Source organism: Protofrankia sp. CiP3, from assembly GCF_917627345.1.
Classification (GTDB): Bacteria; Actinomycetota; Actinomycetes; order Frankiales; family Frankiaceae; genus Protofrankia.
Genome location: NZ_CAKJTM010000050.1, coordinates 1 through 13,135, shown reverse-complemented (window position 1 = coordinate 13,135; position 13,135 = coordinate 1). Strand labels below are relative to the sequence as shown.

At 68.1% G+C, this 13,135-nt stretch carries 11 protein-coding genes; 8 read left to right on the top strand and 3 right to left on the bottom strand.

The genetic code is table 11. The annotated features are described in order from the left end of the window. Window positions 1-312: 312 nt before the first annotated feature. Window positions 313-993 (top strand): NADPH-dependent F420 reductase, encoded by a 681-nt coding sequence (gene npdG / locus MJ797_RS16660; RefSeq protein ID WP_239335901.1) that lies wholly within the window; start codon window positions 313-315, stop codon window positions 991-993. Between the two features lie 83 nt (window positions 994-1,076). Then, entirely contained in the window at window positions 1,077-1,847 is a 771-nt protein-coding gene (locus MJ797_RS16655; RefSeq protein WP_239335855.1) for a helical backbone metal receptor, read from the top strand. 118 nt (window positions 1,848-1,965) lie between these two features. Here the strand turns inward: MJ797_RS16655 and panB are convergent, their stop codons facing one another. After that, complete coding sequence (panB, locus tag MJ797_RS16650) at window positions 1,966-2,910, bottom strand: 3-methyl-2-oxobutanoate hydroxymethyltransferase (RefSeq protein ID WP_239335853.1); 945 nt, start codon at window positions 2,908-2,910, stop codon at window positions 1,966-1,968. A gap of 404 nt (window positions 2,911-3,314) precedes the next feature. Here panB and MJ797_RS16645 point away from each other — a divergent pair, with 404 nt between their 5' ends. From MJ797_RS16645 to MJ797_RS16630, 4 genes are all read left to right on the top strand, one after another. Next, complete coding sequence (locus MJ797_RS16645; RefSeq protein WP_239335851.1) at window positions 3,315-4,016, top strand: TetR/AcrR family transcriptional regulator; 702 nt, start codon at window positions 3,315-3,317, stop codon at window positions 4,014-4,016. After that, window positions 4,013-4,261 carry a hypothetical protein gene (locus MJ797_RS16640; RefSeq protein WP_239335909.1) on the top strand — a complete coding sequence of 83 codons (249 nt, stop codon included), beginning with the start codon at window positions 4,013-4,015 and terminating at the stop codon, window positions 4,259-4,261. Before MJ797_RS16645 ends, MJ797_RS16640 begins: the two co-directional genes overlap by 4 nt. Then, complete coding sequence (locus MJ797_RS16635) at window positions 4,237-4,353, top strand: zinc ribbon domain-containing protein (RefSeq protein ID WP_374582406.1); 117 nt, start codon at window positions 4,237-4,239, stop codon at window positions 4,351-4,353. Before MJ797_RS16640 ends, MJ797_RS16635 begins: the two co-directional genes overlap by 25 nt. A 258-nt stretch (window positions 4,354-4,611) precedes the next feature. Beyond that, window positions 4,612-5,310, top strand: coding sequence for an enoyl-CoA hydratase-related protein (locus tag MJ797_RS16630; RefSeq protein WP_239335849.1), 699 nt, complete (start codon window positions 4,612-4,614; stop codon window positions 5,308-5,310). A gap of 252 nt (window positions 5,311-5,562) precedes the next feature. On the opposite strand, the gene MJ797_RS16625 is transcribed toward MJ797_RS16630, so the two are convergent. Together MJ797_RS16625 and MJ797_RS16620 are read right to left on the bottom strand one after the other, a co-directional pair. Continuing rightward, window positions 5,563-6,264: a methyltransferase domain-containing protein gene (locus MJ797_RS16625; protein WP_239335847.1), complete on the bottom strand. Its 702-nt coding sequence runs from the start codon at window positions 6,262-6,264 to the stop codon at window positions 5,563-5,565. Then, a complete protein-coding gene (locus MJ797_RS16620) occupies window positions 6,183-8,480 on the bottom strand; it encodes an adenylate/guanylate cyclase domain-containing protein (protein WP_239335845.1) in 2,298 nt (765 codons plus the stop codon). Before MJ797_RS16620 ends, MJ797_RS16625 begins: the two co-directional genes overlap by 82 nt. Before the next feature lie 444 nt (window positions 8,481-8,924). Here MJ797_RS16620 and MJ797_RS16615 point away from each other — a divergent pair, with 444 nt between their 5' ends. Continuing rightward, the gene (locus MJ797_RS16615) at window positions 8,925-11,912 is read left to right on the top strand and encodes a helix-turn-helix transcriptional regulator (RefSeq protein ID WP_239335843.1); all 2,988 of its coding nucleotides are present in this window, start codon (window positions 8,925-8,927) and stop codon (window positions 11,910-11,912) included. 254 nt (window positions 11,913-12,166) lie between these two features. Continuing rightward, complete coding sequence (locus tag MJ797_RS16610; RefSeq protein ID WP_239335841.1) at window positions 12,167-12,934, top strand: DUF5995 family protein; 768 nt, start codon at window positions 12,167-12,169, stop codon at window positions 12,932-12,934. The last annotated feature ends 201 nt before the right edge of the window (window positions 12,935-13,135 follow it).

Genomic DNA, 13,135 nt, shown 5'->3' with positions numbered 1-13,135 from the left:
TCCTCGGGCGCTCTTAGGGCGTGTCCGATGGATGTTCGATCGTTTCGCCCTCCGCCTGATCGCTTCGCGTTGCGCGCACCTCAACCCCACTCCTTGATTCACTTCTCTGTTGCCGGGCGCTCGTGTGCGGGTTGGGAGCCGCCGATGGGTGACCGGAACCATCGTCTATCGTGATCTGTGCTGTCGCCGGAAAAACTGATCGTGATGGCCAGAGATCGTCCGGTGGCCGAACGGATCACCGAACGGATCAATGGCGATCAGCCGGGTGCGGTCACGGTGCCCCGAAAGCGGGTCGTGCGGCAGGATACGGCCATGGGTTCACCTCACGATCTGCCTGATGTCTCGCTGTTGACGGTCTCGATTCTCGGCGGCACCGGCCCGCAGGGCCGTGGTCTCGGTCGCCGGCTCGCGATCGCCGGCAACGAGGTTGTGCTGGGCTCGCGTTCGGCCGATCGCGCGCGGGATGTCGCCGCGCAGTTGAACGCGGCCGGTCTGGCTGTCACCGGGGCGGACAACTCCGCCGCTGCCGCCCGGGGTGACATCGTGATCGTCGCGGTGCCCTGGGAAGGCCACGGGGAACTGCTGGTCAGTCTTCGCTCGGAACTGACAGGCAAGATCGTGGTGGACTGCGTGAACCCGCTCGGTTTCGATAAGGGCGGCGCGTTCGTGCTACCGGTTCCCGAGGGCAGCGCTGCCCAGCAGGCCGCGGCGCTGCTGCCGGACAGCACGGTCGTGGCCGCTTTCCACCATGTCAGTGCGGTGCTGTTGGCGGATGAGACAGTTGACGAGGTGAATACCGACATCCTCGTGCTGGGCGATGACCGCCACGCCACCGACACCGTCCAGGCCCTTGCCGCCAGGATCGCCGGGATGCGCGGGGTCTACGCCGGCAAGCTGCGAAACGCGGCTTCGGTGGAGGGCCTGACCGCGAACTTGATCTCGGTGAACAGGCGCTACAAGGCGCACGCGGGCCTGCGTGTGACAGACGTGTAGAACCGGCGGGGCTTGGCGTTGCCACGGTGTCTCCCGACGTGTGCCACCGTGCGAAACCGGCGTCTTTCCTGGATGATCACAGGATGGATGATCTGGGGTTTGCGGTCGACGTACCCGGCCGGGTGGCCCGTGTGGTCTCGCTCGTGCCGAGCCTCACCGAGGCCATCGCGGTCACCGGGCCCGGGCTCCTGGTCGGTGCGACCGACTGGTGTGTCCGCCCGGCCGGGCTGGACGTGGTACGCGTCCGTGGGACGAAGAACCCAGATCTTTCCAAGGTCGTGTCGCTCGCGCCGGATGTCGTCTGTGCCAACGCCGAGGAGAACCGAAAAATTGATCTTGATAGGTTGCGGGCCGCCGGGATACCGGTGTGGGTGACCGCGCCGACCACGGTGGACGCCGCTCTGGTGAGCCTCGAGCGTATGTTGCGCCATGCCTGCGGGCTCGCTCGGCCCCGGTGGCTGGACGCCGCACGCGCGGCATGGGCGGCGCCGTACACCGGCCGTCGGCGGACCGCGCTGATTCCGGTGTGGCGACGGCCCTGGATGGCACTGGGGCGTGAAACCTTCGCGGGTGACCTCCTGCGAAGGCTTGGCGTCGACAACGTGCTGGCCGACCATCCCGAGCGTTATCCCCGGATACGCCTGGACGACGTGACCACCTGCGAACTCGTGGTGCTGCCCGACGAGCCGTATCCGTTCAGCCCGACAGACGGACCGGAGGCGTTTGCGGGAACACCGGCGGTATGCGTGTCAGGCCGTCACCTGACCTGGTACGGACCATCGCTGGTGTCGGCCCGCGCGGTGCTCGGTGCGCAGCTTGCCACCCGGTTGCCGGACGCCTGGAGAAATTCATGACCGCGTTTCTGCCGGCACCGGTGGCCGGGAAGCCGCCGGCGGCGTGATGCATCCACCCGGACGCCGCTGCCTGATCGAGCGCCCTACCGCCGGAGCCTCTACCGTTCAGCCGGGAATATCAGGAATACGTGTGTTCGATCGTGGGGAAGGTGCCGCCGCGGACCTCCCGGGTGAACCGCAGCGCCGCGTCCGCGAGCGTCGAGCGCAGGTCGGCGTAGCGTTTGACGAACCTGGGGCCATCATCGCCGCTGAGTCCCGCCATGTCCTGCCAGACCAGAACCTGCGCGTCACAGCCGGCGCCCGCGCCGATGCCGATGATCGGAATGGTCAGTTCCTTGCTCACTCGGCAAGCCAGCTCGGCCGGGACGACCTCGAGCACGATGGCGAACGCGCCGGCGGCCTCCAGCGCGAGCGCGTCCGCGAGCAGCGCGTCGCCCGCGTCCCCGCGTCCCTGCACCCGGTAGCCACCGAAGATGTTCACGCTCTGGGGGGTCAGCCCGAGGTGGGCCATCACCGGGATGCCGGCCGTGACCAGCGCGGAGACCTGTGGCACGACCCGAGCGCCGCCCTCCAGCTTGACGGCCTGGGCGCCGCCGTCCTTCAGGAAGCGTGCCGCGGTGGCCAGGGCCTGTTCCACCGACCCCTGGTAGGAACCGAAGGGCAGGTCCGCGACGACCATCGCGTGGGTGCTCCCGCGCGTGACCGCCCGCACCAGCGGCAGCATCTCGTCGACGGTGACGGGAACAGTGGTGTCGTAGCCGTAGATGACGTTGGCCGCTGAGTCACCGACGAGTAGCACGGGGATGCCCACGTCGTCGAAGATCCGGGCGGTGGTCGCGTCGTAGGCGGTGAGCATCGCCCACTTCTCCCCGCGATTCTTTGCTGCCTGCACGTCCCGGACAGTCGTCCTGCCTCGCCGGGGCCAGCGGCCACCCAGCGTGCCCGGTTGGGCCGGTGCCTCGGCCGTGCTCGATGCCTCGGCCGTAATCGGCGCACCGTACAGCGTTGCCGCCTCCGTAGCTACCGAGGTGAGCTGCGAACACACTCCCGCTGAGGTTTCCATCCGATCTCCTGTGAGTCCGTCCAGGCGCTGGCGCGTCCCGGCGTGCTCACCATGGTGCCATCGTCGGCGGATGCGCGCTGTGCGCGGTTCCAACCGCTTCCTGCTGATCTGGTAGTTGATCTGATTAGGCGGGGGAAGTTGACCCATCCGGACGATGGCTTGTCAAACGAATGCGTTTGGACGCACCTCACCGTAAGCTTCGATCTTGAATTATCGAGGTACGTCCTGATGGTCGGGTCGAAACGGCGGACGGCGGGATCGATGATGCATTGTGGGCACGGCGGGGTAGGACGCAGACGGGTCCGGGCGATGCGGCACGCGACCCGGCGTGTGGCGCGGCGCAGGAGGTTCGGGGGTCCCCGGGGCGGGGCGCCGACACGGCATGCGCCGATATGGTACGCGCGGTGACGGTGCCAGCCGGGCGGGCGTCCGGACCGGCGCGAACGGTCCAAGCCGACCCACCGCTGCGCCCGCCGGGGCGTCCTCGCGACACCCGCCGTGACGAGGCTATTATCGGCGCCACTTTACAGGCACTCGCCGAAAGCGGTTTCACCGGGCTGTCGATGGAGGCGGTCGCCGCGCGGGCTGGTGTCGGCAAAGCAACGGTTTACCGACGATGGCCGAGCAAGGATGCGCTGGTTTCGGATGCGCTGGCAACGCTTGCCAACGTCTCCGGGGGGGTCGAGACCGGTTCGATACGAGATGATCTCGTTGCATGGCTCAACACCGTGCGTCGGCACAATATCCAGACACTGTCCGGGCGTATTATGCCCAGGCTCCTGGCGGAGAAAGAGACGCACCCGGACCTTTTCGAGACCTACCGTGAGCGGGTCATGGCTCCGGCGCGGGAGCGCGTCGCCGCGGTCCTGCGCGGTGGCATTGCCTCGGGTGAGCTGAGCCCCGACACCGACGTTGATCTGGTCACTGACATGTTGATCGGTTCCGTCGCGTACTGGCAGTACACCGGACGCTCGAGCGATGTCAGCGGCTCCCGGATCGCGTGCGTGGTCGACACCATCCTGCGTGGGATCCTTCAGCGGTCCGGCTCCGGTTGGCCGCGGGCTGACGCCGCGGTTGTGGGGCACCCGCCTTCCTTTCTGCCATGAAGCGAACCTGTGATGGCCCGACGGCGTCCAGCAATCATGATCAGCGCGGACAGCGGGACCGGGCCGGCGCCTGCGAGGCCGGCGACCAGGTCCTCGGCGTGACGGCGCACCTGGTATCAGAACGCGTCGTCGGCCAGCCACCCGCCTTGGGCCGGCGGCTGGGGCCGTACACCGCCGTCCCGACCATGACGGCCTTCCTCGGCCAGGCTGTCGCTGCCCTGTGTGGCTGGGAAACCCAAGCCTGACCCTGTCGGAGCGCATCTTCACCTGCCAGGAATGCGGACTTGTGATCGACCGTGATGTGAACGCCGCGGTCAACCTGAAACAGCTGCTCTGAACCGCCACGCGTTCGCCCAGGCATCGCCAGCAGCCAGCCGCCCCAGCCGCCCAACCGGGCGTCGGCTCGGTGAACGAGATATCGTCCCGCTGAGAGTGAGGCAGGCGTTACCAGGATGTGCCATGCGGATGTGATGATCGAGTACCGCGGCTCGCTCGAGCCGATGGACAGAGCGGATTCGGTGCCGTCCGGCGCCGTCGGAACAAACCGATCGCCAGTGTCCCGCGCGGCTCCGGATACTTCTAGGAGGCACAGCAGATGGCAGACCTGACCCGCGACGGCGAGGTTTTCGTCCTCGATCTCGGTGACGGCGAGAACCGCTTCAACCCGGGTTCGATCGGTGAGCTGAACCAGCTGCTCGATGAGGTGGTGGCGGCGCCGGGACCAAAAGCTCTGGTCACATCGGCCCGTGGCCGGATCTGGTCGAACGGGCTCGACCTGGCGTGGATGGTTGGGAACTTAGGTGAGGTTGACCAGTTCCTGGTCCAGGTGCACGAGCTGTTCGCCCGGGTGCTGTCTTTGCCGTTGCCGACCGTCGCGGCCTTGCAGGGCCATACGTTCGCCGCGGGGGCGATGCTCGCGCTGGCTCACGACCAGCAGGTGATGCGGGCCGACCGCGGGTACTTCTGCCTGCCCGAGGTGGACATCGACTTCTCGTTCACCATCGGGATGACCGAACTGCTCAAGGCACGGCTGCCGGTACGCGCCGCGCATGAGGCGATGACCACCGGCCGTCGGTACGGCGGCCACGATGCGCTCGCCATCGGCATCATCGACGCTGTCGCCGACGAGGGCAAGGTGCTGCCGGCCGCGGTCGACGCGGCCAGGGCGCTGGCCGGTAAGCCCGCCGGGACGCTGGGGGCTATCAAGTCCCGCATGTACGCGGATGTCCTCGCCGCGCTGCGTATCCCGGAGCGGATAGTCATGCCCGGGTCGGCCCCGCCCATCCAGCGCTGAAGGCCGTCGGCCCAAGCCCGCCCCGAGGCCGGGGCAGTGCTGGCCGGAATCCCTGGTTCGCGCCCGGCACAGCACCCTGACGGGCGGTGGCAGCTGTGCCGCGTGGGCGACACGTCGCCCCGCTTCGCCCTGCCTGGCTGTCGTTGCTGAAAGCCGTCGTTCAGCGGATTTTTTCCAGGTGTGCCCACAATGGGTAGCAAAAGAACCCAGGACATCCAGCCGGGGCCCATCTCCGCCAGTTGTATTCCGTTGTCATAATGATTCCTCGGCCGCGTGGCTGGGCGTATATGATCGTCTGCCCGTCGCCACCCAGATGGTCAGCGTCGCGAGGAACTCATTGCGGGCGGCGGCCGTATCGACCGCGGCGAACCACTCGTCACGGATTCCGTCGGGAATCATTCCGGTCGCCGCCGACATCCGGGCATCGAACATCGGCAGCACGGAGGTCGTCGCGCCCGGGTCCGCGAAGCAGCATGTGACCGGCGTGGCCTCGATTTCCGTCGCGCCCGCGCGCACCAGGCGCCGCCGCAGGGTGCGGCCCATACTGGGGTGGCACAGCACCTGGTTGTACAGGTGCCTTTTCAGGGTGGCCACCAGCTCCTCGGGAAGTCCGTCGACCGCCATCGACTCCCAGTCGGTGTCTATCAGACATACCCGGCCACCAGGCCGGGTTACCCGGACAAGCTCGGCGATCGCCTGGTCCGGGTCCGTGACGTGCTGCAATACCCGTTCGCAGCGCACGCCGTCGAAGCTGCTGTCGGGGAAATCGAGTGCGGCAACGTCGCCTTCGACATAATGCACGGCGCTGCCGTCGTGTCGCCGGACCGCCACCGCCAGCGCGGCGGCGGAGAAATCCAGGGCGATGACCTCGCCTACCGGCGCGACTTTGGCGGCGATCGTACGGGCAACCTCACCGCCGCCGCATCCAGCGTCAAGCAGCCGCTGGGCGGGCATTGGCCGCAGCGCCCGTTGCGCTGCCCTGCGTACCCGTTGTATCTCCGGATGGGCTGCCATTCCGTCCAAGGCCGCGAGCATCGAATCGATGAAACCAGGTTGCATCTGATCAATATTGGAAAACGGGCTGCGAATGGTCGGATCCTGCGACATCGGTCTATTGTGACCGGCGGGTCAACGTTTTGGTGAACAACGCGCCTCCAGTCCGCTAGCTGACATGGACCAGCGCTCCGCTGAACCACATCAAAACTTTTCGGGGTGCCAGCGGAGATGGCCTGGGCCGGTTGAAGGCGGAGACTGCCACGTCCACACGGAGGCCGCTGACAGCGGCGTGCCGCGGTATCCCGACCGGCTCGGGCGCCTCGGTCAACGCCGTTGCCGGGGCGATGGCCCCGGATCGCTGTCCGGCCTGGCGTGGAGCCGACGAGCTGGACAGCGGCGGAGGCCGAGCGGAGGACAGGACCCGTCGCGCCGCCGTGGCGATCGGCCGGTAGGTCCGGCCTGCCGTGGCGTGCGTTGGGACGATGCCGCCTGCCGGACCGGTGAACGCGTGCCGTGCCGCGGGACGATGACGATGTGGTGCGACGCCGCACAGTACCCGCGTCAGATCGAGAACGGTCACCCAGCGGGCGGGCACGTCGCTCGGCGCCGGTCGCACGGGTCAGCTGGGACAGCCCGTCCAGCCATTGGGTGGCCCGGCCATGGTGGTCGGTCCGGGCGGTACGCGGCAGCTGCGAGTATGCCACCGCGCTCACCGCGGGATCCGTGAAGTTGTACTCGGGCCAGGCGGCCAGGGCGGACACCGGCTGCCGGACGATCAGGTCGGCCTTCGCCAGCCGGTGCAGGGCCGCGCGCGCGTGGTCGCGATCGGTCCGGAGCAGGAAGGCAAGCGCACTGGCCGTCACCTGCTGACCGAGGACGGAGGCCGCGAACACCGCGGCCCGATCAGCTGGGTCGAGCCGGTCGAGCCGGGCCGATACGGCGGCGCGCACCGGCTCGGGCGTCGCTGGGCCGGCGTCCGAGCGAGCTGGCGTGCCCTGCCCGGCAAGCTCCTCGACATACGCCTCGGCGTACATCGGGTTTCCGCAGGCGAGCGGGAGCAGCTGGCGGACGAGTGTCGGCGGCTGTCCGGCCCGGTGCAGCAGCTGACGCAGGAGCAGGCTCGTCTCGGCGGCGTCGAGCGGACCCAGGTGGACGGTGTGGTCGGCCCTGAACCAGGAGAAATCCGGGATATCGGGCCGATATGTGGTGATAATCACCAAGGGCCGTGGCCGCGACGCGGTGGTGACCAGATCCCGTACGGCACCGGTGGTGGCGGCGTCGGCACAGTGCAGGTCCTCGATCACCAGGACGGCAGGTTGCTGGGGGGCCACGGTGCTCGAGGCGCCGTCGACGGCCACCGGGCCGCCCGTCATCTCGGCGAGTGCCCCGGCGAGGCTCCCGTCGAGTGAGCATCGAGTGATCTGCCACCGCACCGGCTCTCCCGCGCCGGCGCCCACGAGGTGGGCCAGTTCGCGGACCAGGCGCGACTTGCCGCTGCCAGCTGGCCCGACTACTGACAGTACCTGTGGTGTTCCGTCGCGGCGGGCGTGTTCGATCCATCCGGCCATGGCACCGAGTTCCGCCCGTCGGCCGACCAGGGGAACCTCCTTGTCATGATCCGCGGCTGTCGGGCCGGTCGTGACCTCGAGCGGCCGCCATAGCTCCAGTGGCTCCGGCTTACCGGCGACGGTGGCCGGGGGCAGCTGCCGGTATCGGATGAAGGATTTTGTGGCGTTGTGTGTGTCATTGGTGACAATAACGGTATCTGCGGTGGCTTGAGTCTGCACCCGTGCCGCCGTGTTCACGACGTTGCCACTGACGAACCCCTGACCGCCGTTCACCGCGGCAGCGAGATCAACCAATGCCTCACCGGTGGCGATCCCGACCCTTGTCCGCACCAGCCGTCCGCTCGGCATGAACCTGTCATGCAGAGCCTTCCGCAGCTGCATTCCGGCCCGTACCGCCCGGAAGGCGTCGTAGCCGTCGGAACGTGGGACGCCGAAAACGGCCATGACCGCGTCCCCGACATACTTCTCCACCACGCCGTTCCAGCGGTGAACCACCTCGGTCACGGCTACGAAATACTCGGTCTGCAGCGCTCGCACGTCTTCCGGGTCCAGGCTGCTGGCAAGCGACGTGAAGCCGACCATGTCCACGAAGAGCACGGTAACCACCCGCCGCTCCTCCCGCGTGGCGCTAATGGGCGGGGGTTCCTGCGGGGTGCCGCTCCGGGCTCGATATCGGCGGGCGGGACCGACCGCGTTGTGACATGGCAGCCTGTACGCGTTCATCGTGCAAAGATGGCAGTTCACCATGTAAGGATGGCAACTGTTCGACCAGTCACCGGTCTTTCGCCCCGCAGGAATTTCCATGATCTCCTCCTGTCGTAGCCACTACCACACCCGCCGTGCGGGGGCCACATCTTCCGGTGGCTTATGCCCGGGTACCGGCGGGTCGCCCAGGCACCCGTCGCGGGCGTCTGCTGCCTGGCCGAGCGGACAGGTGAAACGGTTCCAGTAAAGGACCATCCGAGGATCGGTAGAACGACGTATGTCTGAAACTTGCACTCTTCATGTCGGAGATCTGATTGACACATCCGGCCGACCTCGCCGCGGCCTATGAAGCCGGCCGGGGGCGAGTGCCCGTTCGTTGGCCGGAGCGAGGACCTCGCGGTCCTGCGGGCTGCGCTGCTCAAGGTGGAGCACGGGGAGACCGCCGCCGTCTTCGTCGTGGGAGACAGCGGTGTGGGCAAGACACGCCTGCTGGCCGCGGCTGGTGAGGAAATGTCGCGGGCCGGCGCGGTAGTGCTGTCCGGCTCCTGCCTGGACATCGGTGACGCGTCGCCGCTGCACCCGCTGCGGCAGGCTCTGCTGCGCGTCTCGCCGGAATGGGAGCGGGCCAGGCCGGTGGCTGCCCCCGCGTTGCGGGAGCTCATGGAGATCCTGGATGGGGAGGCCACCAGCTCCGACGGCGCTGGGGCGCTGCTGGAGCGGCTATCCCGCGGGCTGGGCACGGTGGCCGACGGCCGGATACTTGTTTTGATCATGGATGATCTGCAGTGGGCCGATCGGACCACCCGGCAGCTGCTGCTCTATCTGTTGGCTGGTCTGGGCGGTGTGCAGCTGCTCCTGCTCGGCGCGGTACGGGCGGAGAGCCTGCATGGCTGCGATCCGCTGCGCCTGATGCTGATGGAGCTGCGGCGGTTGCGGTCCGTGCGCCTGGTCGAGCTGTCACCGCTGGGCCAGGCGGAGACGGAGCGGCTGGCCACTGCGATCGTGGGAGGCCCGCTCGATCCGGCCGCGATGGATCTGGTGTGGACACGCAGCGGCGGGAACCCCTTCTTCGTGGAGGAGCTGGCCCGCGACGCCCGCGATGGGCGCGTGGGCCTGTCCGACACGCTGCGGGAGATCGTCCTCGCCCGGGTGGCCCTGCTGCCGTTACCGGCGCGAACCGTGGTGAGCGCGCTGGCCGCCGCGGTGAAACCGGTGGAGCACGAGCTGCTGGCACGGGTCGTGGACCTTGAGGAGGTGCCGCTGATCCAGGCCGTCCGGACCGCGGTGGACAAGCGGATCCTGGTGGCGGCTGAGGAGGGGTACTGGTTCCACCACCGACTGATCAAGGAAGTGCTGGAGCCCGGCCTGTTGCCGGGCGAGCGGGTCCGGCTGCACCGGCGGTACGCCGAAGCGCTGTCGACCCGGTCCAGCGGGCGGTTGCAGAACGCAAGCCTGGCCTATCACTGGCGGCTGGCCGGCGAGCGGGCCCGCTCGCTCCAGGCCGCCATGGCAGCCGCTGAGGACGCCGAACGGCTGCACGGGCTGGCCGAGGCTTTCCACCATTGGACGGACGCCCTGGAGCTGGCCAGGGAGCTGCGTGGTGGCGAATCGGTCGATGTCGACATGACCGTGCTGTGGCAGAGCACCGCCGAAGCCGGCCATCGGTGTGGGGAGCATGAGCGGGCGCTGGCCTTGTTGGAAGAGCCGGGAGCGTACGGCGCGGCCCCGCCGCCGTGGGGGGTGTACATCCGCCGGGCCCGCTACCTGGCGGCTCTCGGCCGCCTGACCGAAGCCGAGGTCGAGTACGAGCGAGCGCTGAAGGACGATCGGTGCACCGCGCCGGACAAGGCGACCGCCGCGGCGCACTCCGCGGAGCTGTTGCTGTTGCTGGGCCGCCACGCTGACGCTGGGAAGCGGGCCTGTGAGGCTCTCGAGCTGGCCCGCGGCGTCGAGGACTCCGCCTCGTCCATGGTTCTCGCCGGTGCCGTGCTCGGCGCCAGCCAGGCCTACCTGGACGATCCCACCGCGGGCGTGGTCACCGTGCGGGACGCGCTGCGCACGGCTGAGCGGCTCGGTGGCCTGGTGGACATCGCCCGTACTTACGTTCAACTGGCCGAGTTGCTGACCGGACCGCTCAACGAGCTGGAGGAGGGTGTAGCGGTGGCCCGCCACGGCGCGGACCGCGCCGAGCGGGACGGGCTCGGCCGCACCTACGGCACCCGGTTGCTGGCCGTGGCCGCCAACGGCCTGTTCCGGCTGGGCTGGTGGGCGCAGGCGGAAGAGGCGATAGCCGCGGCCTTCCGCCATCGACCGTCCGGCGCGGACGCGGTGGAGCTGCTACTCGCCCGCTGCCGGGTACGCATCGGCTACGGTGACCTGGACGCCGCTGAGCGGGACTTGGAAGCCATCGACACGCTGCTGGCCGCCGGTGGCGGCGCCCGGCACATCTTGCCGCTGCTTACTCTGCGTGCTGGGCTCGCCATGTGGCGCGGCCGGCCAGGCGAGGCCCGCGACGCGATACAACGGGGGCTTGACCTGGCCGAAAGCCGGTCCGACGATGTCTGGCTGCAGGCTCCGCTGGTCTGGCACGGGCTGCGCGCCGAGGCGGAAGCCCGCAGCGGCGGCGCCGAACCTGACGGGCAGGCTGTCCGCCGCCTGTGCCAGGTCGCTGAATGCATCGCTCGTGACAGCGCCACCGCGGCCGGACCGGTACGCGAGGCGGTCACCGGCTACCAGGAGCTGTGCTCGGCTGAGATCAGCCGGCTTGAAGGACGCTCCGAACCGTCGGCGTGGGCGCGGGCCGCAGCGGCCTGGGAACGCCGTAAGCATCCGTACCCGGCCGCGTATGCTCGGCTGCGTCAGGCTGAGGCGCTTTTCGCCCAACGTACTCGGAATGCTGAAGCGACCCATGCTCTGCAAGATGCTTACCGCACCGCCACGGATCTCGGCGCCCATCCCTTTCTTGAAGAAATCAGGGGCTTGGCGGAGCGCGCGCGGGTCCCATTGCCGGAGCGACCGGCCTCTGGTCCACCGGTCTCCGGGGAGCACGGCGCGCCGCGTCAACCTGGCGCGGCGTCCCCCGCCACGGCCGCCGGGACCCCTTCCGCTGGCCGGCGCGCATACGTCGACGAACTGGCGGTTCTCACCAACCGGGAACTACAGGTGCTCGCGCGGGTCGCGGCCGGCGACCGTAACCGCGAGATCGCGCAGCTCCTGTACATCAGCCCGCGCACCGTCGGGGTCCATATCACACATATCCTTGAAAAGCTAGGGGTTCGTACCCGAGTGCAGGCTACGGCCATCTACCAGCGCAACCAACATCGGCGACAGTGAGCTGTCGCGCCCCACTGAAAAGAGTCGCGCGCCGACGATAAACAATCTATTTTCCCAAAATACGTCGTTACACTGATGCCCTGACGGCTGGGCGTTGGAATCCTGCTAGCTGAGCACCTGGACGCCGGAGCGGTGGCTCCTGAAGCTCCTGCCAGGTGACCCGCGCCCAAAGGCGCCATAAAACCGGTGGACCGGACCGAAGCTGACAAGCATGATGTCGATGGGTCCGCGCCGAGGACGAAGTGGAGCGCCGTATGAAACAGCTGGTCTGGGGAACCGTGCAACAGGAGATCACCAACATCGTCGCAGACAGCCCCAGCGATGTTTCCGATGTTGTCGCCCAGCTGGGCGAGCTGAAGGTGATGCTGCAGAAGGCGACTCCGGAGAACGAGCAGAACCCGATTGCCGACTTCAACCACCTGTACTGGACCATCACCAGCATGATCCTTGAACGCCTGCGGCAGGGGGACTTCCAGGATCCGGTGTTCCTGACGCTGCTTGACGTCGAGTTCGCCAAGCGCTACTTCAACGCGCTCCGCCTCTGGGGAGAATCGGATCCCGATACTCCGGAGGCCTGGAAGGTACTCTTCAGGCGGCTGAACGACCGCAGCGTGCACGCCCTGCCCGCCGCGGTCGCGGGAGTGAACGCGCATGTCAACTTCGATCTGCCGTTCGCTCTGCTCTCGACCTGGAAGGCGCTGGGGTCCGGCCCGTCGAAAGAGGCACAGCATCAGGACTATCTGCTCATCAACCAGGTGTTCTTCGAGGCGATACCCGGGTTGCGGCGCAGCTATCTGAAGACCTGGCAGCTCTTTATCGACCGGCTGAACGGGAGACTCGACGACTGGTACGAGGATCGCATTGTGGAGTTCACCCGAAATCTTGCGTGGACGGAAGCGGAACGGTTGTGGTCGATACGCGACGATGTGGAGGCACTGCGCCGGCTGGGCAATTCGCTCGACCGGCACACGGCGTTTATCGGCTGTGCCCTGCTCTCTCCCATCGGTGCGCTACTGCAGTAGGCCCTGGGTCCCCGTCGGGGCCGATGCCGGTGCGCGCCGGCCCCGAGCTGAGCCGGCATTGTTGGTCAGTTGTCCACGCAGGACTTCTCCCCGACGGCCTCGCACACCGCGCGTACGCTGTCGTAGTTGGCGTCGGTGACAGGCCCGAAACCGTACGCATATCCGTCGGTGATGGCACACTGGCCCTCGCAGAACCCCTTT

What these genes read in the sequence shown, in the direction of transcription:
- npdG (WP_239335901.1), top strand. Translation starts at nt 313, where the DNA reads ATGGGTTCACCTCACGATCTGCCTGATGTCTCGCTGTTGACGGTCTCG.
- MJ797_RS16655 (WP_239335855.1), top strand. Translation starts at nt 1,077, where the DNA reads ATGGATGATCTGGGGTTTGCGGTCGACGTACCCGGCCGGGTGGCCCGT.
- panB (WP_239335853.1), bottom strand. Translation starts at nt 2,910, where the DNA reads ATGGAAACCTCAGCGGGAGTGTGTTCGCAGCTCACCTCGGTAGCTACG.
- MJ797_RS16640 (WP_239335909.1), top strand. Translation starts at nt 4,013, where the DNA reads ATGAAGCGAACCTGTGATGGCCCGACGGCGTCCAGCAATCATGATCAG.
- MJ797_RS16630 (WP_239335849.1), top strand. Translation starts at nt 4,612, where the DNA reads ATGGCAGACCTGACCCGCGACGGCGAGGTTTTCGTCCTCGATCTCGGT.
- MJ797_RS16625 (WP_239335847.1), bottom strand. Translation starts at nt 6,264, where the DNA reads ATGCCCGCCCAGCGGCTGCTTGACGCTGGATGCGGCGGCGGTGAGGTT.
- MJ797_RS16615 (WP_239335843.1), top strand. Translation starts at nt 8,925, where the DNA reads ATGAAGCCGGCCGGGGGCGAGTGCCCGTTCGTTGGCCGGAGCGAGGAC.
- MJ797_RS16610 (WP_239335841.1), top strand. Translation starts at nt 12,167, where the DNA reads ATGAAACAGCTGGTCTGGGGAACCGTGCAACAGGAGATCACCAACATC.